Below are 26,268 nucleotides of genomic sequence, written 5' to 3'. Positions count from 1 at the left end.
GCCGAGCACCCCTCCGCTGGACCCTGCGGGTGACCGGCCGTGGCTCCGGTCGTCACCCGAACGGATCCCGGCGCAGTGGTGCCTCCTCGTGCCCGAATCAGGCTCGTACCGACCCACCGCCCCGGGTCGATCAAGCGGGGTCGTGGTGAGGAGGCCGCGGCCGGTCCGGTGTGGATCAAGCCCGGTCAAGTCCTTGAAGGTCCCATCGCGTACTGGGTGACCTGCTGCAAAGCTGAGCCTGTGCCACCCGGTTGCGGGTGGTTTGGCGGCATTGGTCCGTGCGGAACGCTCAAATCCGGGTACCCCACTTTCACCATTGCGTGCGGGCTGCTCGTACGGCCCGCCCCAGCACGTCGCACCAAGAGGAGATGCAGATGGATGGCGACCACCCCATCAAGGCAGCTGCCGAGAAGCTGAAGGACACGGTCACGGGGACGACGGGGCCTGAAGAGGGCGTCCCCGGCAAGCCGGGCCCCGAGTCACCGACGTTCGCCGAGCCCACCGAGGTGCGAGATCCCCTGCCGCCCAAAGCCGACCAGAGCGGCCCGAGGCCCGTGAGCCCCACCGGCGCCCCCTCACGTGACGGCCAGGCGGACGCCGCCCAGCAGGGCGCCTACCTCACCACCGCGCAGGGCGACCGGCTGTACGACACGGACCACTCGCTCAAGGCAGGTCCGCGCGGGCCGGTCCTCCTCCAGGACCACCACCTGCGCGAGAAGATCACCCACTTCGACCACGAGCGCATTCCGGAGCGGGTCGTCCACGCGCGGGGTGCCGCTGCCCACGGCGTGTTCCGCGGTTACGGCCGGGCGACCAATGTCACCAAGGCGGCCTTCCTCGGAGAAGGGGTCGAGACCGACGTCTTCGTCCGGTTCTCCACCGTCCTCGGCTCGCGCGGCTCGGCGGACACGGTCCGGGACACCCGCGGCTTCGCGACGAAGTTCTACACCACCGAGGGCACCTTCGACCTCGTCGGCAACAACATTCCGGTCTTCTTCATTCAGGATGCCATCAAGTTCCCGGACATCATCCACGCCGGCAAGCCCCACCCCGACCGGGAAATCCCGCAGGCGCAGAGCGCCCACGACACGTTCTGGGACTTCGTCACCCTGCACTCCGAGGCAACCCACCACACGCTGTGGAACATGTCCGACCGGGGCATCCCCCGCTCGTACCGGATGATGGAGGGCTTCGGGGTCCACACCTTCCGCCTGGAGAACGCGGCCGGCGAGACCACCCTGGTGAAGTTCCACTGGAAGCCCAAGCTCGGTGTGCACTCCCTCGTGTGGGAGGAGGCGCAGATCGCCGGTGGCGTGGACCCCGATTTCCACCGCCGCGACCTCGCCGACGCCATCGAGGCGGGCGCCTACCCCGAGTGGGAGCTGGGCATCCAGACCTTCCCCGACACCCCCGAGCAGACCTTCGAGGGCATCGACCTGCTCGACCCCACGAAGATCGTGCCCGAGGAGCTGGCGCCGGTGCAGCCCATCGGGTTGCTGACGCTCAACCGCAACCCCTCGAACTTCTTCGCCGAGACCGAGCAGGTGGCCTTCCACGTCGGCCACCTCGTCCCCGGCATCGACGTCACCGACGACCCGCTGCTCCAGGGCCGGCTCTTCTCCTACCTGGACACCCAGATCAGTCGGCTCGGTGGGCCCAACTTCGCGCAGTTGCCCATCAACCGGCCGCACGCACCCGTCAACGACATGCTGCGGGACGGCATGCACCAGACGGCCGTGCACCGCGGCGCCGCGCCGTACCGCCCCAACTCGCTCGACGCGGGCTGCCCGTTCATGGCCGGCGCCGACACCGGGGCGGACATCGAGGTGCCCGTCGAGCTGCCCGCCTCGCGCAAGGTCCGCGAAGCGCCGGCCACTTTCGACGACCACTTCAGCCAGGCACGCCTCTTCTGGCTGAGCATGAGCCCGCCCGAGCGCGAGCACATCGTCAACGCCTACTCCTTCGAGCTCGGCAAGTGCTACGAGCAGGCCGTCAAGGAACGTGGGCTGCAGGCCTTGGCCAACATCGACACGGAGCTGTGCGCACAGGTCGCCGCCGCACTCGGGCTGCCCGCGCCCCGTCCGACCGAGCCGCTCGCGGACGCACAACCCAGCCCGGCCCTCTCCCAACTCGGCCACAGCTGGCCGGTGGACGGACGCATCATCGGCATCGTGACCGACGGTTCCCAGGACGCCGACGGAGTACGTGCCGTGCGCGAGACGATGCTCGACGCGGGCATGGTGCCGTTGGTCATCGCCCCGGCCGGCGGGAAACTGGAGGCGGGCGGCGAGCCCATCACCGTGCAGCGGACGTTCGCCACGGCCCGGTCCATCGAGTTCGACGCCCTCCTGGTGGTAGGGGCACCCGCCGCCGGCGCCGACGCTGTCCCGGCGCGCGACGCGAAGGCGAAGACCGCAGCCTCGGTGCCCGATCCGCGGCTGAGGCTGCTGCTCGACGAGGCGTTCCGCCACGGCAAGGCCATCGGCGGCTGGGCCGGTGCCGACCGGGTCCTCGAAGCCGCGGGCCTGCCGGCCGAAGCCCCCGGCGTCGTTCTCGGGGACAGCGGCGCCGCGGTACTCGACCAGATGCAGGAGCTGCTCACCCGGCACCGCGTCTGGGAGCGGTTCGGCACAACCATGTGACGACCGTCCACGGCACGCTCTGGGCCGGGAACACGTTTCCCCGGCCCAGAGCGTGCCGGCATCACACGGTTGGAACGGCGGTCGCTGCTTCCAAGGGGGACGCGCTGTCTTTCTGGGCCGCTCCTGCATTCTGGTGACGGGAGGCGCGTCGTATAGGGAGATCACTTCATCTCGCCGGTGTCGGATCTACGTTTCCACCTGGAGATACGGGCCTGCTACCAGCGGCCCGACGGCGCGTCACCAAGGAGAAACGATGATGGTTCGTCATGTCGTGAGCGTGTGCACGGCGGCGGCTCTTGCCTCCGCGGCGCTCACTGGCCTCGCGCACGCGGACGCTCAGCCGGCACCGACGTCCGCAGCCTCTCAGGCGGCGCCTCGGGTCATGCTCGGCCCGGCTACGGCCAAGCAGAAGGGCGCGGTCACGGTGAAGGTCGTGGGCGCCCCGAAGACCTGCCGTTCGGTACAGGCCAGGTCCGATGCCTTCGTCAGCGCAGTGGCGTTGGCGAAGAGAGGCAACCCGCCGGTGCACTCGGGCCGCGCAGTGGTGAAGGCGAAGGCCGCCCCCGGCGCCCACCAGGTCGCGGTGGCAGGTGTGGGCTGCGGCAAGTGGACGGCCAAGGCCAGGCTCACTGTTCTCGCATCGCCCACGCCGGCCCCGAAGGTGTTCAAGGGCACTGTCACCTCGAAGGCCGGCGTGAACGTACGCCAGCAGCCGACTTCCCGCTCGGCGGTCACCGGGGCCTACCGCAGCGGCCAGTCCACCGGTCTGATCTGCAGGAAGGTCGGTCAGCCGGTCGACGGTAACCGTATTTGGTACCAGGTCAAGTCGCCCAAGGGCTGGGTCACCGCCCGCTACGTGAAGGCCCGCGGCACGGTTCCGCTCTGCAAGTGACGTCGCCGGGCTGAGCCCCAGCATGCTGGGGCTCAGCCTCCCCTCGTGGACCACGCCGCTCGGCGTGGTCCACGTGCGGACGCTGTATGACGGCGACGGTTCGTGCATCCCGATGCAGGACATCGAGGGCGACGAGTTCTGCATCGACTGAGCGTCCTCCGAGCCGTCATGGTGCTGTTTTTCGTGCTTGGCGATCAGGATGGCTGGACTTGGTCGAACAGGGCGAGGGCGTCGGCGGGGTCCGGGCTCACGAGGCGTTCCAGACCGGCCGTCGTGATCTTCGCCCACCTGCCGGCCCGTGCCCACATGTGTTCCTCGAATGCGCGGACGGCCTCGTCCAGGTCGCCGGGGCAAGTGGCGATGGACTCGGCGAGCTCGGCGCCTTCGAGCATCGCGAGGTTCGCGCCCGCACCCAACGGGGGCATCAGATGGGCGGCGTCGCCCAGCAGCGTCACCCCGGGGACGTGGGTCCACGTGTGGGACTCGGGCAGGACGTAGAGGGGGCGGTGGACGAATGCGGCGCCCTGGCGCAGGAGGCCGAGGACGGGAGCGGCCCAGCCGTCGAACAGAGCCAGCAGACTCGATCGCAAAGCCTCGACGTCGGCCGGATCCAGGTTTGCGTGCCAGTCGAGCGGCGCGCGGAACTGGGCGTAGACCTTGACGTGGCCGCCGCTGTTTCGCTGGGCGACGAGAGCTCGGTTCACGCCGTACACCGCCACGGAACCGTCGCCGATCAGCCGGGCGATGTCGGGGTGGCGGGTGTCGACGTCGTCCAGGGAGGTCTCGACCATCGTGACGCCGGTGTAGTGCGGCGTCACCGACGAGACTGCCGGTCGGACCCGCGACCAGGCTCCGTCCGCGCCGACCACGAGGTCGAACGTTTCCCGTCGCCCGTGCGCGAGGTGGACCAGCGCGCCATCTCGGGTCCCCGGCTCCACCTGCGTCACGCCCCGCCCCCAGCGGACGTCGAGAGGGCCGAGCAGCAAGTCACGGAGTTGCCCGCGGTCGATCTCGGGATTGGCCCGGTCATCCGGACGGGGGCGCCAGTCGCGCAGGACGGACCCGTCCGGCCGCAGGATGCGCATCGCCTGCCCTTCAGGGCGTGACAGCGCCTGGAACCCGGCCAGCAGTCCCGCCTTGTCCAGTGCCAGCTGGCCCAGCTCTTCGTGCAGGTCCAGCGTGCCGCCCGGAGGACGGGCGTCGGGAGCGGGGTCGCGCTCGAAGACGGTGACGGGGTGGCCGTGACGGTGCAGGACGCGGGCGAAGGCAAGGCCGGCAGGGCCGCCGCCGACCACGGCGATGCGGTGTCTCATAGCGATACACCGTATCGACTCCATACGGCGTATCGCAACGGTACGGTGTTCCCATGACTGTGTGGGATCGCCCGGAGCCGTCGGCCAGCCCCGTGTCGCTCGATCGGAAGCGGATTGTGGCCGCTGCTGTCGAAGTGGCCGACGAGGGCGGGCTCGAGGCGGTGTCGTTGCGCAAGGTCGCCGCCCGGCTGGACGTCGGCCCGATGAGGCTGTACCGATTCATCACCACCAAGGAGGAGCTGTTCGACCTCATGGTGGACGAGGTCTACGCCGAGATCCTCCCCGAGGAACAACCCGGTGACTGGCGGGAGGCCCTGGGCGTCCTCGCCCACCGCACCAGGCGGGCCGCTGTCCGTCACGAATGGCTGGCCGACCTGCTCGGCGGCCGCCCCGCCCTGGGACCGAACGGCCTCGCCGTGGCCGAGTCCACCCTGTCCGCCCTCGACGGCCTCGCCGACATCGACACCGTCATGCGCGCCGTGGAGACGGTCAGCGCCTACTTCACGGGTGCGATCAGGCGCGAGATCACGAATTTGCGGGCCGAGCGCGCCACGGGCCTGTCCAGGCACGACTGGCAGCGCGCCCGCGGCCCGCACCTGACGAGAGAGCTGGCCACGGGTCGCTTCCCGGCGCTGACCAAGGCCGTGTACGACGGCACGGACGTGGACGCCGAGACGTCCTTCGCGACCGGCTTGGAGTGGGTCCTCGACGCTGTGGCCGGCAAGCTCGCCCGGCCGCCGGCGTGACACTCGGAACCATCCTCGGCAGCCGCCCGTTACGCATGCGATGTACCCGAACCGGGGGCTGGGGTCACTGGCTGCCGCTTGCGGCCAGCACTGCCGCGAGGCCTTCTTGCAGATCCTTGACGAAATACTCGGGAACCTCCAGCGACGGGAAGTGCCCCCCGGATTCGGGCGTCCTCCATCGGACGATCTGTCGGTACCGCTCCTGTGCCCAGGCGCGCGGACACCTCTCGATGTCGCGGGGATACACACTGATCGCTGACGGGACATCGACCCGAAGTTCGGGGTCGAGCGAGAGGTGACTTTCGTAGTAGATGCGGGCTGATGATGCGCCGGACCGCGTCAGCCAGTACAGGGTGACGTCGTCGAGAAAGCTGTCTCTGGAGATCGCCTCGAACGGGCTGTCTTCGGTATCTGTCCACTCGGCGAACTTGTCAAGGATCCAGGCCAGAAGCCCGACCGGCGAGTCGACGAGTGAGTAGCCGATGGTCTGCGGTCGGGACGCCTGCTGCTTCGCGTACGCCGCGCGGTACCGCCAGAAATCGCGGGTCCCCTCGGTCCATTCGCGCTCGGCCGCCGTCAGCCCGTCCGTTGTCAACCCGGGCGGTGCCTGCGCGGTCGTTGTGTGGATCCCGAGAACGTGCTCCGGGAACCTGCCGCCGAGGACGGTGGTGATCACACCTCCCCAGTCGCCGCCGTGGGCTACGAACTTGCTGTAGCCGAGCCTTCCCATCAGTTCCACCCATGCGGCGGCGATCTTTTCGATCCCCCACCCGGTTGCGGCCGGCTTGTCGCTGTAACCAAAACCGGGCAGCGACGGGACCACGACGTGGAACGCGGGTGCGTCTGCGCTTTTCGGATCCGCCAGTTCGTCTACTACGTGGGTGAACTCAGCAATGCTGCCTGGCCATCCGTGGGTAATGACGAGAGGTGTGGCGTCTGCGCGGGCGGACCGGCGGTGCAGGAAGTGGATTCCCAGACCGTCGATGACCGTGCGGAACTGGCCGATCTGGTTGAGGCGCGATTCGAACGAACGCCAGTTGTACCCGGTGCGCCAGTAGTTCACGACGTCCACGAGGTCGGCAAGAGGAACGCCCTGATCCCAGCGGCGCGGGTCGGGCGCGGCGCGATGGACCGTCTCGGCTTCCGGCAGCCGCGCCGCTGCCAAACGCGCGCGCAGGTCGTCGAGGTCGGCGTCAGTTGCGTGCGCTTCAAATGCGTGCACGTCGCTGGTTGGGCGGTTCACGAGATCCTCCCGGGATGAGCGGACGTGGTGACAGCCCCACGGTCAACGCCGACCGCGGCGTCGGTGACGCACCAGTGTGTGGGCATGAGACCTCCTGGTCATCGGCGAACCGGCTTGCGACACATCGGAACCGGCTAAGACGGTTCTAGCAGGGCTCGACGTGAGCGTGCAACCAGCTAAGGTGGTTCCATGCGCGCTCAGTTCCCTGACTTCCGTCTCGGCAAAGTGCTGGCGACCAGCTTCACGGCGACCCTGACGGAGCGTCGTGGCGACGCTGTGGAACGCATTCCCACGCCGAACCGACTCGTCGACTGGCTGGCGGTGAGCGGCCTGGCCGTGGAGTGCTCCACCACTGCGCAGCTCGAACGCGCCTGGGAGCTGAGGGAATCAATTCACGCCGCTGCGACAGCGGCCGCGCGCCGAGACCCCCTCCCTGTGTCTGCTGTCCAGGTCATCAATGACTGCAGCATTCAGGGCCGGGCCGCGGCTGTCTTGACGCCCGAGGGCAATCGACGCTGGCGACTCAGCTCGGCTTCCTCCGTGGAGGATGCCCTGGGCGTCATTGCCGCCGACGCGATCAGCATCGTGGCAGGCGAACGAGACGGAAAATTGGCCTTGTGCTCATCGCCGACCTGCCAAGCGGCATTCTTCGACACCAGCCAAAGCCGCACCCGCAAATGGTGTGACATGAACACGTGCGGGAACCGTCAGAAGAAGGCGCGCTTCAACGCCCACAAGCGCGAAAACCCCGAAGCAGCAAAGTAGTTCTTGCTCTCGGTGCATCGGTTTGGTCCGGTCCGCGGCCAGGCAGTCACGCCGCCGCAGCCGATCCGCTAGGCGGTCAGCTGTTCACGTGCACTGTGACCGGTCGCCGGTCCAACGCCGTGATCGGGCTGGCTGATTTCTGCCCACACCGCATCGAGGGAGAGGCCGAGGACATCGGCGATCGCCGCGATGGTCGGGAAGGCGGGAGTGGCTACGCGACCCGACTCGATCTTCCTGAGTGTCTCTGGGGAGACGCGAGCGTCGAGTGCGATCTCGAGCATCGAACGTTCTCCTCGGGCCCGACGCAGGAGGGCGCCAAGGCGCTGACCGCGAGCGACTTCTGCGGGAGTGAGCGGCAACCTGACCATGACCTAGATTCTAGACCGGTATAGTTTGACCGGGATAGTTATTGGCTGCATGGAAAGAGCGTCGCATGATCGAGATTCTGAACCCGACTCTGCTGGCCCGAGCGAAGGACTCTGGCGCCTTGGTCGCGGACATCCTGCACACGCTGAAGAGCCGCACCACGGTCGGTACGAATCTGCTCGACATCGACCGGTGGGCCGAGAAGATGATCGCCGAGGCGGGAGCGCAGTCCTGCTACGTCGACTACGCGCCCTCCTTCGGACGCGGCCCGTTCGGACACTACATCTGCACAGCCGTCAACGACGCCGTGCTCCACGGACTGCCCCACGAATACACGCTGGCCGACGGAGACCTGCTGACACTCGACCTCGCCGTCTCCAAGGGGGGCGTCGCGGCAGACGCCGCCATCAGCTTCATCGTCGGCGACACCAAGCCCCCGGAGAGCGTCGCGATGATCGAAACGACCGAGCGCGCGCTGGCCGCGGGGATCGCCGCCGCCGGGCCGGGGGCCCGCATCGGCGACCTCTCCCACGCCATCGGCACCGTCCTCAGCGAGGCGGGCTACCTGATCAACACGGAGTTCGGCGGTCACGGCATCGGATCGACAATGCACCAGGACCCGCATGTTTCGAACACCGGACGGCCCGGCCGTGGGTACAAACTGCGCCCCGGCCTGCTGCTCGCCCTGGAGCCGTGGGTGATGGCGGACACCGCTCAACTCGTCACGGATGCCGACGGGTGGACGCTCCGCAGCGCGACAGGCTGCCGGACGGCACACAGTGAGCACACGATCGCGATCACCGAGTCCGGGGCCGAAGTCCTCACGTCGCCCAACTGATCACTGACGAACGCCTCTGGAAAGCTTCAGTGCGCCGAGACCGTCAGGGGCAGCCGCGATTCGGCTGACCCTCACGGCGTCGCTCGATCAGTACCTGACACACGGCTCAGTCGAGCAGGCTCTCCCCGAACCGCGAGCCGCTCGCGAGGCCGAACTCGGCTGAGCTGAGGGACTTGGAGCCGGAGCCGGTGAGGCCGGACGACGTGCCCGGCAGGGTCCACAGGCCACCGCTGCGGTTGTTCTCGAAGGAGGCTGTCACCGCCAGGTCGCCCTTGCCGTTGTCGTCGTAGTCGGCGATGCGGACCTGTGCGCCGAAGAGGTCCCCGGCCTCGGCGGCGCCCGGAACTCCGGCGGTGTCCTGGGAAATGCGCACGACTGCCGACTGCGAAACACCGGAGGCGGAGCCGCGGAACACGGTCACGTCGCCGGCGTTGTCCAGATCGCCGAGCTGTTCACCGTTGGCGCCGACCACCAGTTCGGCCTTGCCGTCACCGGTGATGTCCCCGATCGCCACCGAGGCCCCCCAGTTGTCGCCGTCCTCGTTGGCACCGGGCACACCCGTACTGTTCTGGTGCAGGGTCACCGGGTCGCCGAAGCCCGTCGGGCTGCCGAGGCGGACGGTGACGTAGCCGGAGCCGTTGCTGGGGTCGTCGACGGAGAAGAAGTCGGGCCAGGTCAGAGAGGTGGCCATGTCGTCGAAGCCGTCACCGTTGATGTCACCGAGAGCGAGGGCGGTGTTGCCGTCGTCCACGCGCTGAGTCCGGCTCGGGCGGCCTTCCTGGCCCGTGAAGATGTCAGTGCCCGGTCGTCCGGTGCCGGCATCGCCGGTCACAGCCAGGTCGTCCTTGTCGTCCCCGTTGACATCGCCCACGGCGGCCTCCGAGTATCGAAGACCCGCCCCCGGGACCGACATGGTGTACGTAGGGGCTGGCTTGCTCCCTCGGGCGAAGCCGCCCCCGTACACGACGACCGCGCCCGGCTCGATCACCGCGAGGTCCGCGCCGCTGTCGCCGGTGAAGTCCCCCACCGCGACGTCGTAGCCGTGGGACTGCCACTGCTGCGGATTCTCCACGGTGGTCGTGGTGCTGCTGGTGAACGGCTCGGCGCCACCCCACAGGATGGTGACGCTGCCCTGGCCCTCGTAGGTGTCCACGTCCTCGCCGTCGGCGCCCACGACGAGGTCCGCGTATCCATCACCGTCCAGGTCGCCGCTGGCTATCGAGATTCCGAAATGGTCACTGTCCTCCGGCGTGCCCGGCACTCCCGCAGAACTCTGGGTCAGGGCGACCTTGCGGGTGGTCAGCCCGTCGGATGCCCCGAAAGCCACGACCACGCCACCCGCGGCTGCCGCCCCGTTGACGGACTTGTACGGCGCACCGACCGCGATGTCGCGGTGCCCGTCACCATTGAAGTCGTCGGCGAGCTGGGCGGGAGCAGCGGACGCCGACGTCACTGGACCAACGGCGAACAAACCACCGGTCAGCGCGGTGACGGCCGCGGTGGCAACGACGGTGCGGAAGGGCAGGGCCATGAAGGTTCTCTCCTTGGAGCTGTGCTGGACGGTGCCATAGACAAACCAAGGGGTCGAAGGGTTGTACGAGTCGGGCGGTACGAATGTGCGCCGCTCATCCGGTGACAGCAGTCGCGAGGAGCCGGTACCGCGAGCAGCTCGGCTCGGATCACGCTGGGCTTGCCGGCTACCGGCTGCCGATCAGGGCGAACCTCTCAACGGTCGCGAACGTCAGCTGTTGTGTCTGTCCTGTTCAGCGTTCCGGGAGGTAGCGTGGAGGACGAGGCCTCTACAGGAGGGCGATTCGATGCCGTGGTACGTATGGCTGCTCGCCGCGGGGGTGCTGGGTGCCGCGGAGTTCTTCACGCTGACACTGGTCTTCGGGTTGCTGGCGGGCGCCGCGGTGGTCGCCGCCGTCGTCGCCGGCGTGGGCATCGGCGTTCTCGGCCAGTTCGTGGCCCTCGGAGCGGCAGCGGCAGCGGGCCTGCTCATCGCCCGTCCTGTCGCGCTGCGGCTCATGACACAGCAACCCCTCATACGCGACGGCAGTGATGCACTGATCGGCAAGCGGGCCGAGGTCTTGCAGGAAGTCACCGCGACCCGCGGCCTGATCAAACTCTCCGGTGAACAGTGGTCTGCCCGCGCCTTGGACGAAAGCCAGGTGATCCCGGTGGGAGCGCTGGTGGACGTCATGGAGATCGAAGGCGCCACAGCCGTCGTCTACCCCCGCGAACTTCTTCCATGAACGGCTGAACGTACAGCGACGGAGGCAGTGTGGATCCCGTGGTCATTCTCATTCTCGTGGCGGCCCTTGTTGTCGTCTTCCTCGTGTCCTCCACCGTGCGGATCGTTCCGCAGGCGCGCCGCTACAACATCGAGCGGTTCGGCAGATACCGCCGGACGCTGCAACCGGGCCTGAATCTGGTCGTGCCGGTGGCGGACCGCATCAACACCAAACTCGACGTGCGCGAGCAGGTCTACTCGTCCGACCCCAGACCGGTGATCACCGAGGACAACCTCGTGGTCAACATCGACACCGTGCTCTACTACCAGATCACCGACCCGCGGGCGGCGGCCTACGAGGTCGCTGACTATCTGCAGGCGATCGATCAGCTCACCGTGACCACGCTGCGCAACGTCATCGGCAGCATGGACCTGGAAGGGACGCTCACCGGGCGTGAGGAGATCAACGCCCAGCTACGTGCCGTCCTCGACGATGCCACCGGCAAGTGGGGCATCCGGGTCAACCGCGTCGAGATCAAGGCCATCGATCCGCCGACCACGATCAAGGAAGCGATGGAGAAGCAGATGCGGGCCGAGCGTGACAAGCGCGCGGCCATCCTGCACGCCGAGGGGGAGCGGCAAGCCAAGATCCTTACCGCGGAAGGCACGAAACAGAAGGACATCCTGGAGGCGCAGGGCACGCAACAAGCGATGATCTTGCGGGCGGACGGTGAGGCGAAGGCGGTGGAGCTCGTTTTCCAGTCCGTCCACCGCAACAATGCCGATCCCAAGGTCCTGGCCTACAAGTACCTTGAGACGCTGCCGCACTTGGCGAGCAGCGACAACAACACGTTCTGGGTGATCCCGGGGGAGCTGACGGAGGCGGTCCGGACCGTCACTCGTGCGTTCGGCGATGAGCCGACTGCGGGGGCTCCCAAACCTGCGCAACCCGAGCAGGCAGAAGCAGCCGCCGCCGACGCTGACGGCACGTCGGACGCAAGCCGGGTTCCTGAGCTCGATACAGGCTCGACCCTTTCGCTCGACGCTGCCAGGGCTGCCGACGAGGCCGAGAAGCAGGCCGCCGCCGCGGTGAACGACGCCAAGGCCGAGGCCGAGGCCGCGAAGTCGCCCAAGGTACCGCGCCGGGGGCAGACTTCCGGCGATTGAGTTCATACCGGGTTCATCGAGGGCGCCGAGGTGGCCAGTCCGTTCCTGCGGTTGCCAGCCTGGTCCGGTGCTTCTTCCGTCGGCCCCGCGTGATGGGCAGGCCGATGAGATACAGCGCGAGAAGCGCTCCCCAGATGCAGCCGACGACAAGTACACGATCGCTGGTGTAGCCCGTGAAGGCGAGGAAGACGGCTGCGGCGACCAGCAGCACGATCAGGTTGCCCAGGACGCGCGCGTGGTAGCGGCTGCAGGCGTCGAAAGGAGAAGTACGGATTGTTCGTCGCGCCAGTCCCCGGCGTGTGGCCCGCGTAGCGGTAACCGAGCTGTTCGGCGACGTACGCGAAGGCGGCGAACGTCTTGGTGCTGACGGCGTACGGCCGCACGGAGTACTCGGTGTCACCCCGGGACCCGGCCTTCGCCACCCCCTTCAGCATGCGCTGCACATCCAGCACGGTGCCGTCCCCTTCCTCGACGAGCAGCCGGTCGCGTAGTCGGCGTCGTCGCCTGCGCTCAAGAACGCGTGAGTGTCGGCGAGGTCACGTGTCGACACGGTCGGCCTCTTCGCCGGTACTGAGCGGGGCGTTCGCGGTGACGACGCGTTGGCCGGGTACGCCGACGAGGTCGTCGACGTGGAAGAGGCGGGCGATGGGTACGTCGGTGCTGCTGTGGGCGATGATCGAGAAGGCGATGCAGACGGCGATGAGGGTGAATGCCTGCTCGCCCTGCGGTATCCCTGCCTGCAGTACGAGCAGCCCGTAGACCACCGAGGCGAAGCCCTTGGGCCCGAACCAGGCTGCCACCAGCTTCTCCTTGCGCACGAACCGGGTCCCGATGAGGGAGAGCAACAGCGAAACGGGTCGGATCAGCACGATCGCGAGCACCACGGCGGCGTAGCCGCCGACCGTCAGATCACTGAAGAGTTGTGGCGTCAGCAGCGCGCCGAACACCAACAGGGCTGCGAACTTCGCCAGTTCGGCAAGCGCTTCACCCAGCGGTTCGAAAGCTGTCTTCGCCTCTGCCGAGCGTGCGGTGAGTACTGCCCCCGCGGAGAAGGCGGCCAGGTAGGGGTTGGCGTGGGTGAGGTGGCACAGGGCGTAGAGGATCACGCCGATCGCGAGCGGGAGCAGCGGTTGCAGTTTCGGTTCGGCGCCGAGGTGACGGAAGCGTACGAGTTCGATGACCGCCATCGGCAGGATGACACCGAATACGAGTCCCAGCAGCAGCTCCAGGCCGATCTTCCCGAGCGAGGCCTCCGCGTGGCCGGAGGTGGGGCCGGCCGCGGCGATGAGGATCAGCACGATGGGGAGAGCCAGGCCGTCGTTGATGCCGCTTTCGACGTTCAGCAACTGCCGCAATTTGGACGGGACTTCCTTGCGTCCCACGATGGCCGAAGCGAACACCGGGTCGGTGGGCGCGAGGACCGCACCGACCAGGAACGACGTCGTCCAGTCAAGGCCGACCAGGTAGTGCGTGGCCAGCGCCATGAGGAGGAAGGCGAGTGGCATGCCGAGACCGAGCGCGCGGGCCGGGTTCTTCCAGTTGGTGCGTAGTTTGGGGAAGGAGACGTGCATGCCGTCCGTGAACAGCACGGCGAACAGCGCCAGGTCGGCCGTCACGGACACGATCTCGCTGTCCGGCGTGATGTGGATGAGCCCGAGGAAGCCATCGCTGACGAGCGCGCCGCCGACCAGGAAGAGGAGGGAGGTCGACAAGATGGTGCGGGCTGCGAGGCCGGACAGGAGCACCGCGATGAGCAGTGCGACTCCGAAGACGACGATGAGCACCATGGCCGGGATCCCCGATCAGTAAAGAGAGCTGTCTCAAAACCGCCGACCAGGCTTCCCGGCACACCGCAGGGAACCCTACACGTTCTTGACGCGGCACTGACAGGTTCTTGACGGGCGTGCGGGTGGCCAGGGTGACAACTCCGCCCCCGGAGCGCCCGCTTGCCCGGACACCTTGCCGTACCCGGGCACCGATGAGCCCGTCGGTTGCTACATGCCGCCACGCAATGCGCTAGAAAGGCGTTAACAGCGCATCAGGAAATCAGGGGCGGGCATGACAGCAGGCGAAATACCCGAGGAGTATCTGGACGGGTATGCCCACGTACTCGCCGACGCCGCGAAGACCGGCCGCAGACTGACCCGCGACGAGCTGGACTCGCGCCGTGCCCTGGGGGAGCGGGCCGCAGAGGCGGGCTTCGGGTTGCGTGCGCTGGTGGGTGCGCACCTGGCGGCGACCCGTACCCACTGGCCGAAGACGGACTCAGCCTCCTACGAAAGCGTACTGGCCGCTGTGGAACAGGCCATCGACGGCTTCGCGGAGGGCTACGAGCGGGCCCAGCGGTTGGCCGTACGCCAACAGGAGGCCATCCGGCGCGAGTTCATCGACGACTTGCTGTACGGCCGCAGCGATCTGGGGCTGCTCGCCGAACGGGCCGAGCGGTTCGGCCTGCGGCTCTCGTACGCACACGCCGTCGCGGTGGCCCAGGGCGCGGTCGCTTACGAAGAGGGCGATCCCGCGCCCCGCGAGGTGGAGCAGGCGCTGATCAGCCGGTTCGGGGACCGCAGCATTCTCCTCACCACCAAGGAGGGACGTCTGGTGTGCGTCGCGCCGGGCGATCAGGGCGAGGTGTTGCTGTACTTCGCCAAGCAGGCGTTCGCGGCCACCGGCGGTGGACGCGTGGCCATCGGTCGCCCACAGCAGGGCGCGGGCGGCGTGGTCCATTCCTACGAGGAAGCCCTGAACGCCCTTGATCTCGCCGAACGCCTCGACATCGACGAGCCCGTGCTGCACGCCGCGGATCTGCTCGTCTATCCCGTACTGACCCGCGACCGGCAGGCCATGGCCGAGCTGGTGCTCGGCACACTCGGCCCCCTGACGAAGGCCCGTGGCGGCGCCCAGCCGCTGATCGACACGCTCACCGCGTACTTCGACTCCGGGTGCGTGGCGGCAGAAGCGGCCCGTCGGCTGTTGCTGAGTGTGCGCGCCCTCACCTATCGCCTGCAGCGCATTCATCAGCTCACCGGAGCGGACCCGGCCGATCCCGGCCATCGCTACACCCTGCAGACCGCTGTGATCGGCGCACGGCTTCTCGACTGGCCGGCGCAGGAGTTCTGAGCCGGGGGACGGGGCGCGGGTGTACGTCGGCCGCGCAAGGCCGGTAGGCGCTGTGTCCCACAGTACGTCGCACGTCGGTGTCCGGTCCTGGCTACGTCAGGGGAGTGCCGTCCGGCATCAAGGGCGCGTAAAGATTGCCGGGTTCCGGCAATGCGCCGGTCGTGGGGAGCAGGCCAGTATGGCGGAGGCAGGAACGGGGGCGAGTTCGGATGCCGGGTTCCGGAAGCGGGACCCGGCATCCGGACACGCGTCGTCAGCACCGACGGGACGGGGGTGGGTCATGGAGGAGTTTCTCGGCGCGGTCGGAGGATTTCCGGGCGTCGTCTTCAGCGCCGCTCTCCTGGTCGTCATCGGGTTCTGGCTGCTGGTGCTGTTCGGTGGCTTCGACGCGGACGGCTTCGACGCGGACGCCGACCTGGGTGCGCTGGGGATGGGCGGTGTGCCGGTCGCCGTCCCTGTGTCGCTGATGGTCGTGATCGGCTGGTTCACCAGCGTGACCGGCGCGGTGCTGCTCGGGCGGTCCGGGATCAAGGGCGTCGCGCATCTCGCGGCCGACGGTGGCGTGTTCCTGCTCTCCGTCCTCATGGCCTGGTGGCTGACCCGCTCTGTCGTACGGCCGCTGGCCAAGCTGTTCCCCGATGAACCCGGGCCGTCCCGGCAGGACTTCATCGGATCGACCTGCACCATCCGCACGGGGCGGGTGGAGGCGGGCTTCGGTCAGGCGGAGGTCACCGCGCGGGACGGCTCCACCGCCATCGTCCAGGTCAGGCAAGAGGGCACCGACGCCTTCGTCGCGGGCAGTACCGCGCTGCTGTACGCCTATGACGACACCGGCGAGTTCTTCTTGGTCGCGCCCTACGACGCGGCGCTCGACCCCGGCCCCGGCTCCGGCGGCGCCTGAGCCTCGCCAGGCACCACCGAAGCCTGCCCGAACAGGCCCACGCCCGTCGTCGGCCGTAGACCTCCTTGACTTTCTTAGGACTTCACATGGATGCCATCACTCTGGGCATCGGCGTGTCAGTCGCCGCTGTCCTGCTCATCGTCGTCGTGCTGCTGTTCACGGTCACCCGCTTGTTCCGGAAGGTGGAGCAGGGCAAGGCGCTGATCGTTTCCAAGATGCGCAAGGTCGATGTGACCTTCACCGGGCAGGTCGTCCTGCCCGTCCTGCACAAGGCCGAGGTCATGGACATCTCGGTGAAGACCATCGACATCATGCGCACCGGCAGGGACGGCCTGATCTGCCGGGACAACATCCGCGCCGACATCCGCATCTCCTTCTTCGTGCGGGTCAACAAGACCGTCGAGGACGTCATCAGGGTGGCGCAGGCCATCGGCACGGCGCGGGCGAGCGACCAGAACACGCTGCAGGAACTGTTCAACGCGAAGTTCTCCGAAGCGCTGAAGACGGTCGGCAAGCAGATGGACTTCGCCGACCTCTACACCAAGCGCGATGAGCTGCGCGACCGCATCATCCAGGTCATCGGCACCGATCTGAACGGCTACAGCCTGGAGGACGCGGCGATCGACTACCTGGAGCAGACGCCGCTGAACCAGCTGGATCCGTCCAACATCCTGGACGCGCAGGGCATCCGGAAGATCACCGAGCTGACGGCCGTCGAGCACGTACGCACCAACGAGTACACGCGGCACGAGGAGAAGGAGATCACCCGCCAGAACGTCGATGCCCGTGAGGCCATCCTCGAGCTGGAACGTCGTCAGGCGGATGCCGAGATCAGGCAGAAGCGTGAGGTCGACACCGTACGGGCCCGTGAGGAGGCGGAGACGGCGCGGGTGGTGGAGGAGGAGCGGCTGCGGTCACAGGGCGCCTTCCTCGCGACCGAGGAGAAGCTCGGTGTGCAGCGCGAGAACCAGGCCCGTGAGGTCGCGGTCGCGCAGAAGAACCGCGAACGTGTGATCGCCATCGAGAACGAGCGCATCGAGAAGGACCGTCTGCTGGAAGTCATCGCGCGGGAGCGGGAAACGGACCTGACGCGTATCGCCGCCCAGAAGGAGGTCGAGGCGGAGAAGCGTGAGATCGCCGAGGTGGTCCGCGAGCGGGTGGCAGTGGACCGCACGGTCGCCGAGCAGGAGGAGTCCATCAAGAAGCTGCGCGCCGTGGAAGAGGCCGAGCGTGAGCGGCAGGCCGTGATCATCGCAGCCGAGGCACAGGCGCAGGAAGGCCTGGTCAAGAGCATCAAGGCGGCTGAGGCGGCCGAGCAGGCGGCCACGCACCGGGCCGCTGAGGAGATCACGCTCGCCGAGGCCCGGTTGAAGGCCTCCGACCTGGACGCGCAGGCCAAGCTCCGCCTGGCGGAAGGCGTCCAGGCCGAGGCAGCGGCGGCCGGGCTCGCCGAGGTGCAGGTGCGTGAGAAGGAGGCCGGCGCGATCGAGAAGGCGGGCCGTGCCGAGGCCGAGGCCACCGAGGCCCGCATGCGTGCGGAGGCGCAGGGCACCGAAGCCAAGCTCAGGGCCGAGGCGGCGGGTCTGACGGAGAAGGCGGCTGCGATGGCGGCGCTGGACGAGGCGTCCCGCACCCACGAGGAGTACCGGCTGCGCCTGGAGGCGGAGAAGGACATCCGCCTGGCCGGCATCGACGTGCAGCGGCAGATCGCCGAGGCGCAGGCCACCGTCCTTGCCACCGGCCTCGAAAACGCGGACATCAGCATCGTCGGCGGCGAGTCGATCTTCTTCGACCGCCTGATGTCATCGATCTCGCTCGGCAAGAGCGTCGACGGATTCGTGCAGAACTCCGAGACGGCCCAGGCCCTGGCAGGGCCGTGGCTGGACGGCACCACACGTTTCACCGACGACCTGTCCCGGATGCTCGGCTCCGTCTCCACTTCCGACGTGCAGCATCTCACCGTCTCCGCACTGCTGATGAAGCTCATAAAAGGCGGAGGCGAACAGTCCGGGCAACTGGACGAACTGCTGAAGAAGGCAAGCCAGCTGGGCCTTGCCGACATGCCGATCGCCGAACTGAACGGCTCTCTGAAGAACTGAAGGCTCCCTCAGAGCTGAACGGTTCTCCCGAGAGCCGACAGAGACCGGCCGGGACCGCTCCACGGGGGTGAGCGGCCCCGGCCTCCTCCTCCGTCCCGCACGTGCCGTGTCGGACGGCACCGCACACAGGACACACGAAGGGGAGCCGGACATGGAGAGCGCGACCGGTCTGGACGCGGGAACGTACGAGGTGCTGCGCGACCGTCTGGCGGCGCAGGCCCGGCAGTTGGCCGATCGCGCCACCGCCCTCAACGACCGGCGCGTGGCCGCCTTCGGCTCCACCGAGCTCACGCTCACCGGCACCGAGAGCATCCGCACCGAGCAGCCGTGCGTACCGCGCGACATCATCGCCGTCGGCGACACCCTGCTCTTCGGCTACCGCGTCCACCTCGGCCAGAAGCCCGAGACCGCCATCGGCGACGTCCTCGCACTCCACGACCGAGACCTGAAGCGCCTTCCCGACGACGCGGTACCCGGGCTCCTGGACGACCCGGACTTCGTCCGCGAATTCGCCGCGCTCTTCCGCTACTACCGTGGTGCCAGGCTCCTCCAGCTCCGGCATGTCGACGGCAAGGTCCTCGCCGTCTTCAGGACCGGCGAGAAGGCCGAGGACATCCGTGTCCTTCGCTGGGCGCTTCTCGCCGACGGGCGGGCCGAGTTCCTGGACGCGCGTGGTGAGCGCGACCACGTCTTCCCGCCCTCGCACGACTTCGCCTGGACCGAGACGACCCGCGAGGACCACGTCCTGGGCCGCCACCCGCACATCTCCATCGGCGGTGAGATCTTCGTCCGGACGGCCGGCGGCACCCTCACCGTCGAAGTCGAGGACGACGCCGAGACACGGCAGGAGGTCTACGAGGAGCCGGTCGAGGAACCGTCGCAGTCCCTCGCCGACGCGGACATCGCCCACGCGCGCGTGGGCAGACTGATCCTGCTGCGCGTGCGTCCCTACAAGGAGGACGCCTGGCGCCACCTCGTCTTCAACACCCTCACCCGACAGGTCATACGCCTCGACGGCATCGGGCAGGCATGCCGTCGCCTCCCCGACGACCAGGGCATCGTGTTCCCCGGGGGCTATTACCTGGCCACGGGGACGTACAAGACCTTCGACGCCCTGGACACCGACGGCCTGGAGTTCGAGCGCGCGGTGCGCTCCCCCAACGGTGAGGACGTCCTCTTCGCGTTCCACGCGCGCGTGGAGGGGCGCACGCTGCTCCTGCCGTACAACATGATCCGCAAGGAAATCCCCACCCCGCTGTCGTGTCATGGATACGCGCTCTTCGACGACGGCCTGCTGGCCGTCCTGCGCGCCGATTCCACGGAACCCGCACGCGTCCACCCGCTGCAGCTGTGGCAGTCCCCGTACGTCTGTGACACCTACGCCGCCGCCCGCCCGGCGGGGGAGGGCCCGCTGGCGCGCATCGGCAACGCGGACCTCGTACGGGGCATTTCCGACTGCCTTTCCATCGCCCGGTCCGTCAGCGAGACCACCCCTACATCCGAGGTGTACGAGGCGCTCGCTGCGGCCTGCGTACGGGCCGCCGACTCCTCCCACTGGCTCGGTGACGGCGAGGTGGGGGACCTGGGGGCATCGCTGGACGCCGTGCGTGAGACGGCCGAGCAGGTCGTCGCGGAGTTCGAAACCGTGCTCACCCTGACCCGGCAGGCCACCGATGCGCTCGCCGACTCGGCCGCACGCGTCGCCGCGCTCGTCCGCCGTATCCGTGGGGAGGCCCCGCGCGACGCGCCTGAATGGGTGGAACGGATCACGGAACTGCGGCGCGCGCAGGGGCATTTGCTGACCCTGAAGGACATGCGGTACGCGGACGGGGAGCGCATCGACTCGCTGGCCGGTGACCTGGCCGCCGACATCGCGTCGGCCGGGCAGCGCGCCGTCGCCTTCCTGGAACACCCGGACGCCTTCGCCGCCCACCACGCCGACATCGAGCAGCTGACCACCGGCGCCGGCTCACTGACCACCGCCGCCGACGCGGTCCCCCTCGCGGACCGGCTCCGGGAGCTGACCGAGCAGCTCCAGACCGTCACCGAGGTCGTCGCCGGTCTCGACATCACCGACGCCACCGTCCGCACCGGCATCCTGGAGCGCGTCGCGGAGGTCCTCGCCGGCGTCAACAGGGCCCGCGCCACGCTGGACGCCCGGCGCCGCGAACTGACCACGCACGAAGGACGCGCCGAGTTCGCCGCCGAGTTCTCCCTGCTCGGCCAGGCCGTCACCGGCGCCCTCGCCGCCGCCACGACCCCCGAGACCTGCGACGACCAGCTCGCCCGTCTCCTCCTCCAACTGGAGGACCTGGAGGGGCGGTTCGCCGAATCGGACGAGTTCCTCGCCGAGCTCGACACCAAGCGCACCGGGGTGTACGAAGCGTTCGCCGCCCGCAAGCAGACGCTCACAGACACCCGCGCCCGGCACGCCGAACGCCTCGCCACCTCCGCCACCCGCGTCCTGGAGACGGTCGCGCGCCGCCTGGCCACGCTCGCCTCCGCGGACGAGATCAACACGTACTTCGCCTCCGACCCGATGGTCGGCAAGGTGCGTCGCACCATCGGCGAACTGCGTGAACTCGACGAGCAGGTGCGGGCCGAGGAGCTGGCAGGGCGTCTGAAGGCCGCCCGGCAGGAGGCCGCGCGCTCCCTGCGCGATCGCACCGAGCTGTACGCGGACGGCGGCGACACCATCCGCCTGGGCCGCCACCGCTTCGCGGTCAACACCCAGCCCCTGGACCTCACGCTCGTCCCGGCCGCGGACGGCGACGGCATGGCCTTCGCGCTCACCGGCACCGACTACCGCGCGCCGGTCACCGACCCGTCCTTCACGGAACTGCGACCCTACTGGAACCAGCTCCTGCCGTCCGAGACCGCCGAGACCTACCGCGCCGAACACCTCGCCGCCCGACTCCTCGCCGAGCACGGCCCCGAGGCCCTCCTGGACGCCGACGACCTGCCCGGCCTCGTGCGCGCGGCGGCGGAGGCCGCGTACGACGAAGGGTACGAGCGCGGTATTCACGACCACGACGCGACCTTGATCCTCGGCGCTCTGCTGCGCCTCCACGACGGCGCGGGCCTTCTGCGGCACACGCCCGAGGCGCGCACGGCGGCCCAACTGTTCTGGGCGTACGGAACGGAGCCGGGGGAGCGTGAACTCTGGACGCGGCGCGCTGTGTCGCTGGCCCGGGCCCGGGACACCTTCGGCCTCGCGCCCGCCATCGACGACCTGTGCGCGGAACTGGCCGAGCGGATCGGTGAACCGGCGGCCGCATACCTCTTCGATGAGCTCACCACCGGACCCGAGGGGTTTGTCACCACGGAGTCCGCCCGCACTTTCCTGGACAAGTTCCGCCGTGCCGTGGACGGTCCTGCGTACGAGGACGATCTGGCGGGCATCCGCGACCTCGGCGCACGGCGGCAGCTGGTCGAGGCGTGGCTGTCCTCGTATGCCGCCGCCACCGACGAGAGCGTCGACGACCTCGCCGAGGCGATCGCCGTCGAACTCTGCCCCGACGTGCGGCGCTACGACCGCGAGGCACCTCTCGCCGAAACCGTCGGCGGACTCCTCGGCACCCACCCCCGCGTCGAAGGGCGGCGCCTCACGGTCCGCATCGATGAACTCCTCGCCCGTACCCGCGACTTCCGCGCCGAAACCGTCCCAGGCTTCCGCGCCTACCAGGCCCGGCGTACTGAGCTCGTCGCGGCCGAACGAACCCGCCTGAGGCTGGACGAGTACCGGCCCCTCGTCATGTCCGCCTTCGTCCGCAACCGCCTCATCGACGAGGTGTACCTACCGCTCATCGGCGACAGCCTCGACAAGCAGTTCGGCACGGCGGGCGGCCTGCTGTTGCTCATCTCCCCACCCGGTTACGGCAAGACGACCCTCATGGAGTACGTGGCCGACCGCCTCGGCCTGGTGCTGGTGAAGGTCAACGGCCCGGCGCTCGGCCACGGTGTCACTTCGCTCGACCCCGCCGAAGCTCCCAACGCCACGGCTCGCCAGGAGATCGAGAAGGTCAACTTCGCGCTCGAAGCGGGCAACAACGTCCTGCTCTACCTGGACGACATCCAGCACACCTCGCCCGAACTCCTGCAGAAGTTCATCTCGCTGTGTGACGCCCAGCGCCGCATGGAAGGCGTCTGGAACGGCGCTTCACGCACGTACGACGTGCGCGGCAAGCGCTTCGCCGTCTGCATGGCCGGCAACCCCTACACCGAGTCCGGCGCCCGCTTCCGCATCCCCGACATGCTCGCCAACCGCGCCGACATCTGGAACCTCGGCGACGTCCTGACGGGCAAGGAGGACGCCTTCGCCGTCAGTTTCGTCGAGAACGCCCTCACCGCGAACCCGGTGCTCGCGCCGCTCGCCGGGCGTGACCGCGCCGACCTGGACCTCCTGATCCGCCTCGCGGAGAACGACCCCAGCGCACGCGCCGACAAGCTCACACATCCGTACGCCCCCGCCGAGGTGGAACGCGTCGTCGCCGTGCTCAGACACCTGCTCACCGCCCGCGCGGCGGTCCTCGCGGTCAACGCCGCCTACATCGCCTCCGCGGGCCAGGCCGAGGACACCCGTACCGAACCGCCCTTCCGACTCCAGGGCTCCTACCGCGACATGAACAAGATCGCCGCCAGGATCGACCCCGTCATGAACAGCGCCGAACTCTCCGCCCTGATCGACGACCACTACACGGGCGAGGCCCAGACGCTCACCACCGGTGCCGAGGCCAACCTGCTCAAACTGGCCGAGCTGCGCGGCACGCTCACTCCGGAGCAGGCCGAACGCTGGTCCGGGATCAAGGCCGCCCATGTCCGCGCCCGGACACTGGGCGGCCCCGGCGGCGATCCCCTGGTCCGCGCCGTAGCCGCCCTCGGCCTCCTCGCCGACCGCGTCGCCTCGGTCGAGGCCGCCATCACCAGAGCCACCGACCCGCGGCACGCACTCGCCAACCCGAAGGCACGGCACGCCAGTCGCCCCTGAAGGACCGGCGGGGTGCCCGCATGAAATGGCCGGCCTTGGGCATTCGGTTTCTCTGAGTCAGGAGGAACCATGACCATGGCGGAGCAGTCGGTCGAGCTCGCGGGGCAAGCCCCCACCTGCCCTGCACGCCAGGGGGTTGAGGCTACGGGGACCGGAGCCGAACCGCCGGAGTATGCCCGTCAAAGAGTCAATCGACGCTGGAACGAGATTCTCCAGGAGACCAGGGTCGCCCAGACCGGTGTGCAAATCCTCTTCGGGTTTCTGCTCAGTGTGGCCTTCACCCCCTTGTTCCGGGAGTTGGGTACGTTCGATCGAACCATCTACGTCGTCACCGTCGTTCTGGGCGCGTCGGCGACAGGGTCGCTGATAGCGCCGGTCTCCATCCATCGCTTCTTGTCCGGCCAACGCATGAAGGACGAAGTGGTCGAAGCCGCAAGCCGCTTGATGATCTGCGGCATGGTGCTCCTGGCGCTGACCATTGGCTGCACGCTCCTGCTGATCCTGCGCCTTGTGGTCCCGGGCGTGTTGGCCGAAGTGCTGGTCGGCGCGGTCATGCTCTGGTTCGGGTTCTGCTGGTACGTGCTGCCGGCGCGCCTGCGCCGCCGTGCTGCGGCGCGCCGCAGCAGCGGGTTCGGCTGACGGGGCCCGGTCAGCGCGCCGCTGCGCACTCCCGGGCGGGAGCAGGCTGTAGGCGCCTCTCGCGGCTCTTGAGGCTGATCCAGCCGGTGAGCATCAGCGCGAGCAGTGCGGGGGCGGTGGCCCAGCCGGCGAGGTCGGCCGGGGTGGTGCCCGTGTCGAGCAGTCTGCTGCCGATGGCGGCGCCGACAGCGGATCCGAGGTACATCGCCCCCATCTGGAACGCGATGATCGGCATTGCCTGGGCAGGCCGGTCAACCGTCAGTGCCTGTTGCAGCGTCGGCACGCTGGACCACCCGGCAGCGCCCCACAGCGCGGCGGCGACTAGCCACACGGCGGGCTGGGCACTGGTCCAGACAGCGGCGAAACTCGCGGTCAGCACCGTAGGCAAGGCGACCAACAGGACGCGGGGACCGTACCGGTCCAGCGACCTGCCGACGAGCGCCGAGCCCACGACGCCACCGATACCCCAGGCCCACACCAGGGCGAAGCCCCAGCCCCCGAGGCCGCGCGCATCGGCCATCGGCAGCAGGTAGGTGTAGAGGCCCAGGCTGGCCACACCGAGCAGGAACGCGGCCAGCACACCCAGACCTGTCCTGGCTGAGCGGAGCACGCCGAGGACCGGCGCTCCGTCGCCCGTGGGCAGGACCGGCAGGGTGCGTGCGCGGACGGCGAGTGCGGTCATGCTCAGCACGCCGACGGCGACGACAAGAGCCATGGTCCACCGCCAGCTCAGGCTGGTGCCGATCAGCATCCCGACGGGAACCCCCGCGACCGTGCCGGTGGACAGGCCGAGCGTAACCATCGACATCGCCCGCCCCCGCTCGGCATCGGCCACCATCGCGGCCGCCGTCGCGGTGGCCACAGCGGTCAGAACACCCGCCCCGGCACCGGCGATGACACGGGAGGCGAGAAACGTCCCGACGTTCGGCGCGACGACCGTGAGCAGATTTCCGAGGTTGAAGACGCCCAACGCGATCAGCAGCGCGCGGGCGGTACTCCCGCGGGTGAGGCGGCTCGACAGCAGTGGTCCGGCGACAGCGTAGGCCGCCGTGAAGGCCGTTACGCCGAGACCGATCATCGCCACCGTCGTCGCCAGCGAGTCAGCGATCGACGGCAGCACGCCCGCCAGGACGTAGGCGTCGATACCGAGCGCGACCGCCGCCGCGACCAGCGGCCAGACCTTGCGCATCACTGCCCGTCCTCCGTGCCCTTCGTGTCAGCTTGGGCGAAGCCTGCAAGAACGGTGTCGATGAGGCCCGGGAAACGCCGCTCCAAGTCATCGGTACGCAGCCGGATCATGCACTTGCGGCCCTCGGCCCGTACGTGGACAACCCCTGATTCCCGCAGCAGGCTCGTGTGATGGGTCAGTGTCGACCTGGGCAGATCGGGGCCGAGCTCAATGCTGTCCACCTCCCCATGCTGCGCGAGCATCCGCACCATGCTCAGCCGCAACGGCTCACTCAACGCGAACAACACACGCGGGATCGCGATGTCATCAGGATCCGGGTGCGTATAGCTACGCGGGGGCGCCATCCTGTCTCCTCAGCAACCGTTCAACAATTCCCGCACGATGATAGTGCGGGAATTCCCGCAAGATCAAGTCGCGGTCACGCCGGCGGCCTTGACACGCCGGCAGCCTTGACCGGCTCAACGCCTCGGGGTGCCCGGTTCTGTTGTGTGTCAACGGCGTGGCAGCAGGCCCCGGACGTACGCGGCCTGCCCCACGTGCTGCAGATCGTCGGAGATGACACTGATCAGCCGGACGCCGAGGGTGACGTGCGGCGTCCATCCTTCGTCGACGACTCGGTCGAGCGCCGCCTCGTCGAGTCCGCGTACGAAGGACAGCGTCCGCTCATGGACCGCGTCGTAGTAACTGCGCAACTGGTGGGCGGAGATGCCGCGGACCGACGCCACCTGCGTGGCCGTGTGTCCGTAGCCCGTCTCCTGTTCATCGAGTGGCAGTTGGAACCTGTCGGACCAGCCCTGGGCGGTCCACACCTGCTCCAGGCCGCGGCGTCGGCGACATGGTCGTCCTGGACGCGGGTGAGGTGCCAGACCAGCCAGGTGATCGAATTCGCCTCGGCGTCCGGTCGGAACGCGAGGTCCTCGGGCGAGAGGCCGTCGACGACGGCGTGGACTTGCTCCTGGACGCGTCCGAACGCGTCTGCCATTAGCTCTGCAGGGTTCATCCACCCATGGTCGCTGTCGCTGCGGGAAGCCGCGCGGTATGGGAGCGGTATGGGCGGGGAGGGCGACCGGCGATCCACAGGTCAAGGTCAACTCGGCGGGGGCGTGTCGTGGAGGGCGCGGTGCGTAC

General features: G+C 68.7%; 20 protein-coding genes and 2 pseudogenes. 14 read left to right on the top strand and 8 right to left on the bottom strand.

Annotation, left to right across the window (positions count from 1 at the left end; translation table 11 throughout):
* Positions 1-374: 374 nt before the first annotated feature.
* The 3 genes and pseudogenes from AB0I94_RS33880 to AB0I94_RS33870 all read left to right on the top strand — a co-directional run.
* The gene (locus AB0I94_RS33880; RefSeq protein ID WP_363313565.1) at positions 375-2,642 is read left to right on the top strand and encodes a catalase; all 2,268 of its coding nucleotides are present in this window, start codon (positions 375-377) and stop codon (positions 2,640-2,642) included.
* 253 nt (positions 2,643-2,895) lie between these two features.
* Positions 2,896-3,534 carry an SH3 domain-containing protein gene (locus tag AB0I94_RS33875; RefSeq protein ID WP_363313564.1) on the top strand — a complete coding sequence of 213 codons (639 nt, stop codon included), beginning with the start codon at positions 2,896-2,898 and terminating at the stop codon, positions 3,532-3,534.
* Positions 3,535-3,589: 55 nt separating this feature from the next.
* Positions 3,590-3,685 (top strand): annotated as a pseudogene (locus tag AB0I94_RS33870) (VOC family protein); the annotation flags it as partial.
* A gap of 43 nt (positions 3,686-3,728) precedes the next feature.
* On the opposite strand, the gene AB0I94_RS33865 reads toward AB0I94_RS33870, so the two are convergent.
* Positions 3,729-4,847 carry an NAD(P)/FAD-dependent oxidoreductase gene (locus AB0I94_RS33865; RefSeq protein ID WP_363313563.1) on the bottom strand — a complete coding sequence of 373 codons (1,119 nt, stop codon included), beginning with the start codon at positions 4,845-4,847 and terminating at the stop codon, positions 3,729-3,731.
* A gap of 53 nt (positions 4,848-4,900) precedes the next feature.
* Here AB0I94_RS33865 and AB0I94_RS33860 point away from each other — a divergent pair, with 53 nt between their 5' ends.
* Positions 4,901-5,593 carry a TetR/AcrR family transcriptional regulator gene (locus tag AB0I94_RS33860; RefSeq protein ID WP_363313562.1) on the top strand — a complete coding sequence of 231 codons (693 nt, stop codon included), beginning with the start codon at positions 4,901-4,903 and terminating at the stop codon, positions 5,591-5,593.
* 64 nt (positions 5,594-5,657) lie between these two features.
* Here the strand turns inward: AB0I94_RS33860 and AB0I94_RS33855 are convergent, their stop codons facing one another.
* Positions 5,658-6,836 (bottom strand): epoxide hydrolase, encoded by a 1,179-nt coding sequence (locus AB0I94_RS33855; RefSeq protein WP_363313561.1) that lies wholly within the window; start codon positions 6,834-6,836, stop codon positions 5,658-5,660.
* 189 nt (positions 6,837-7,025) lie between these two features.
* On the opposite strand from AB0I94_RS33855, the gene AB0I94_RS33850 reads away from it, so the two are divergent.
* Positions 7,026-7,601 carry a CGNR zinc finger domain-containing protein gene (locus AB0I94_RS33850; protein WP_363313560.1) on the top strand — a complete coding sequence of 192 codons (576 nt, stop codon included), beginning with the start codon at positions 7,026-7,028 and terminating at the stop codon, positions 7,599-7,601.
* A 68-nt stretch (positions 7,602-7,669) separates the two neighbouring features.
* Here AB0I94_RS33850 and AB0I94_RS33845 read toward each other — a convergent pair whose 3' ends face one another.
* The gene (locus AB0I94_RS33845; RefSeq protein ID WP_363313559.1) at positions 7,670-7,969 is read right to left on the bottom strand and encodes a helix-turn-helix transcriptional regulator; all 300 of its coding nucleotides are present in this window, start codon (positions 7,967-7,969) and stop codon (positions 7,670-7,672) included.
* A gap of 65 nt (positions 7,970-8,034) precedes the next feature.
* Here AB0I94_RS33845 and map point away from each other — a divergent pair, with 65 nt between their 5' ends.
* Positions 8,035-8,805 carry a type I methionyl aminopeptidase gene (gene map / locus AB0I94_RS33840; RefSeq protein WP_363313558.1) on the top strand — a complete coding sequence of 257 codons (771 nt, stop codon included), beginning with the start codon at positions 8,035-8,037 and terminating at the stop codon, positions 8,803-8,805.
* Positions 8,806-8,911: 106 nt separating this feature from the next.
* Here map and AB0I94_RS33835 read toward each other — a convergent pair whose 3' ends face one another.
* Positions 8,912-10,336: an FG-GAP repeat protein gene (locus AB0I94_RS33835; RefSeq protein WP_363313557.1), complete on the bottom strand. Its 1,425-nt coding sequence runs from the start codon at positions 10,334-10,336 to the stop codon at positions 8,912-8,914.
* A gap of 286 nt (positions 10,337-10,622) precedes the next feature.
* Here AB0I94_RS33835 and AB0I94_RS33830 point away from each other — a divergent pair, with 286 nt between their 5' ends.
* The 3 genes from AB0I94_RS33830 to AB0I94_RS33820 all read left to right on the top strand — a co-directional run bounded on the left by AB0I94_RS33830 (position 10,623) and on the right by AB0I94_RS33820 (position 12,696).
* Positions 10,623-11,060 (top strand): NfeD family protein, encoded by a 438-nt coding sequence (locus AB0I94_RS33830; RefSeq protein WP_363313556.1) that lies wholly within the window; start codon positions 10,623-10,625, stop codon positions 11,058-11,060.
* 29 nt (positions 11,061-11,089) lie between these two features.
* Positions 11,090-12,205, top strand: coding sequence for an SPFH domain-containing protein (locus AB0I94_RS33825; RefSeq protein ID WP_363313554.1), 1,116 nt, complete (start codon positions 11,090-11,092; stop codon positions 12,203-12,205).
* Between the two features lie 299 nt (positions 12,206-12,504).
* Complete coding sequence (locus tag AB0I94_RS33820; protein ID WP_363313553.1) at positions 12,505-12,696, top strand: hypothetical protein; 192 nt, start codon at positions 12,505-12,507, stop codon at positions 12,694-12,696.
* 45 nt (positions 12,697-12,741) lie between these two features.
* Here AB0I94_RS33820 and AB0I94_RS33815 read toward each other — a convergent pair whose 3' ends face one another.
* Positions 12,742-13,992, bottom strand: a complete 1,251-nt coding sequence (locus tag AB0I94_RS33815) for a cation:proton antiporter (protein ID WP_363313552.1) — start codon at positions 13,990-13,992, stop codon at positions 12,742-12,744.
* 271 nt (positions 13,993-14,263) lie between these two features.
* On the opposite strand from AB0I94_RS33815, the gene AB0I94_RS33810 reads away from it, so the two are divergent.
* The 5 genes from AB0I94_RS33810 (at position 14,264) to AB0I94_RS33790 (ending at position 23,951) form a co-directional block, all read left to right on the top strand.
* On the top strand, positions 14,264-15,325 hold the full coding sequence (locus AB0I94_RS33810; RefSeq protein ID WP_363313551.1) for a helix-turn-helix domain-containing protein: 1,062 nt from the start codon (positions 14,264-14,266) through the stop codon (positions 15,323-15,325).
* A 280-nt stretch (positions 15,326-15,605) separates the two neighbouring features.
* The gene (locus tag AB0I94_RS33805) at positions 15,606-16,226 is read left to right on the top strand and encodes a hypothetical protein (protein WP_363313550.1); all 621 of its coding nucleotides are present in this window, start codon (positions 15,606-15,608) and stop codon (positions 16,224-16,226) included.
* Positions 16,227-16,312: 86 nt separating this feature from the next.
* The gene (locus tag AB0I94_RS33800; protein WP_363313549.1) at positions 16,313-18,325 is read left to right on the top strand and encodes an SPFH domain-containing protein; all 2,013 of its coding nucleotides are present in this window, start codon (positions 16,313-16,315) and stop codon (positions 18,323-18,325) included.
* Positions 18,326-18,476: 151 nt separating this feature from the next.
* Positions 18,477-23,312: a DNA repair ATPase gene (locus AB0I94_RS33795; RefSeq protein WP_363313548.1), complete on the top strand. Its 4,836-nt coding sequence runs from the start codon at positions 18,477-18,479 to the stop codon at positions 23,310-23,312.
* Positions 23,313-23,381: 69 nt separating this feature from the next.
* On the top strand, positions 23,382-23,951 hold the full coding sequence (locus AB0I94_RS33790; RefSeq protein WP_363313547.1) for a DUF6328 family protein: 570 nt from the start codon (positions 23,382-23,384) through the stop codon (positions 23,949-23,951).
* Positions 23,952-23,961: 10 nt separating this feature from the next.
* Here AB0I94_RS33790 and AB0I94_RS33785 read toward each other — a convergent pair whose 3' ends face one another.
* The 3 genes and pseudogenes from AB0I94_RS33785 to AB0I94_RS33775 all read right to left on the bottom strand — a co-directional run bounded on the left by AB0I94_RS33785 (position 23,962) and on the right by AB0I94_RS33775 (position 26,140).
* On the bottom strand, positions 23,962-25,140 hold the full coding sequence (locus AB0I94_RS33785) for an MFS transporter (RefSeq protein ID WP_363313546.1): 1,179 nt from the start codon (positions 25,138-25,140) through the stop codon (positions 23,962-23,964).
* Positions 25,140-25,484 (bottom strand): helix-turn-helix transcriptional regulator, encoded by a 345-nt coding sequence (locus AB0I94_RS33780; protein ID WP_363313545.1) that lies wholly within the window; start codon positions 25,482-25,484, stop codon positions 25,140-25,142. The genes AB0I94_RS33785 and AB0I94_RS33780 overlap by 1 nt, the downstream gene beginning before the upstream one ends.
* 147 nt (positions 25,485-25,631) lie before the next feature.
* Positions 25,632-26,140, bottom strand: a pseudogene (locus AB0I94_RS33775) (DUF664 domain-containing protein).
* Positions 26,141-26,268: the final 128 nt, after the last annotated feature.

It is taken from the genome of Streptomyces sp. NPDC050147 (assembly GCF_040660195.1).
Classification (GTDB): domain Bacteria; phylum Actinomycetota; class Actinomycetes; order Streptomycetales; family Streptomycetaceae; genus Streptomyces.
This window is presented reverse-complemented; position numbering and strand designations above follow the sequence as displayed.

Excerpts from the sequence above, each read along its gene's own strand:
- AB0I94_RS33830 (WP_363313556.1), top strand. The coding sequence starts at position 10,623 with ATGCCGTGGTACGTATGGCTGCTCGCCGCGGGGGTGCTGGGTGCCGCG.
- AB0I94_RS33835 (WP_363313557.1), bottom strand. The coding sequence starts at position 10,336 with ATGGCCCTGCCCTTCCGCACCGTCGTTGCCACCGCGGCCGTCACCGCG.
- AB0I94_RS33805 (WP_363313550.1), top strand. The coding sequence starts at position 15,606 with ATGGAGGAGTTTCTCGGCGCGGTCGGAGGATTTCCGGGCGTCGTCTTC.
- AB0I94_RS33860 (WP_363313562.1), top strand. The coding sequence starts at position 4,901 with ATGACTGTGTGGGATCGCCCGGAGCCGTCGGCCAGCCCCGTGTCGCTC.
- AB0I94_RS33865 (WP_363313563.1), bottom strand. The coding sequence starts at position 4,847 with ATGAGACACCGCATCGCCGTGGTCGGCGGCGGCCCTGCCGGCCTTGCC.
- AB0I94_RS33815 (WP_363313552.1), bottom strand. The coding sequence starts at position 13,992 with ATGGTGCTCATCGTCGTCTTCGGAGTCGCACTGCTCATCGCGGTGCTC.
- AB0I94_RS33800 (WP_363313549.1), top strand. The coding sequence starts at position 16,313 with ATGGATGCCATCACTCTGGGCATCGGCGTGTCAGTCGCCGCTGTCCTG.
- AB0I94_RS33780 (WP_363313545.1), bottom strand. The coding sequence starts at position 25,484 with ATGGCGCCCCCGCGTAGCTATACGCACCCGGATCCTGATGACATCGCG.
- map (WP_363313558.1), top strand. The coding sequence starts at position 8,035 with ATGATCGAGATTCTGAACCCGACTCTGCTGGCCCGAGCGAAGGACTCT.
- AB0I94_RS33845 (WP_363313559.1), bottom strand. The coding sequence starts at position 7,969 with ATGGTCAGGTTGCCGCTCACTCCCGCAGAAGTCGCTCGCGGTCAGCGC.
- AB0I94_RS33795 (WP_363313548.1), top strand. The coding sequence starts at position 18,477 with ATGGAGAGCGCGACCGGTCTGGACGCGGGAACGTACGAGGTGCTGCGC.
- AB0I94_RS33810 (WP_363313551.1), top strand. The coding sequence starts at position 14,264 with ATGACAGCAGGCGAAATACCCGAGGAGTATCTGGACGGGTATGCCCAC.
- AB0I94_RS33790 (WP_363313547.1), top strand. The coding sequence starts at position 23,382 with ATGACCATGGCGGAGCAGTCGGTCGAGCTCGCGGGGCAAGCCCCCACC.
- AB0I94_RS33875 (WP_363313564.1), top strand. The coding sequence starts at position 2,896 with ATGATGGTTCGTCATGTCGTGAGCGTGTGCACGGCGGCGGCTCTTGCC.
- AB0I94_RS33850 (WP_363313560.1), top strand. The coding sequence starts at position 7,026 with ATGCGCGCTCAGTTCCCTGACTTCCGTCTCGGCAAAGTGCTGGCGACC.
- AB0I94_RS33785 (WP_363313546.1), bottom strand. The coding sequence starts at position 25,140 with ATGCGCAAGGTCTGGCCGCTGGTCGCGGCGGCGGTCGCGCTCGGTATC.
- AB0I94_RS33880 (WP_363313565.1), top strand. The coding sequence starts at position 375 with ATGGATGGCGACCACCCCATCAAGGCAGCTGCCGAGAAGCTGAAGGAC.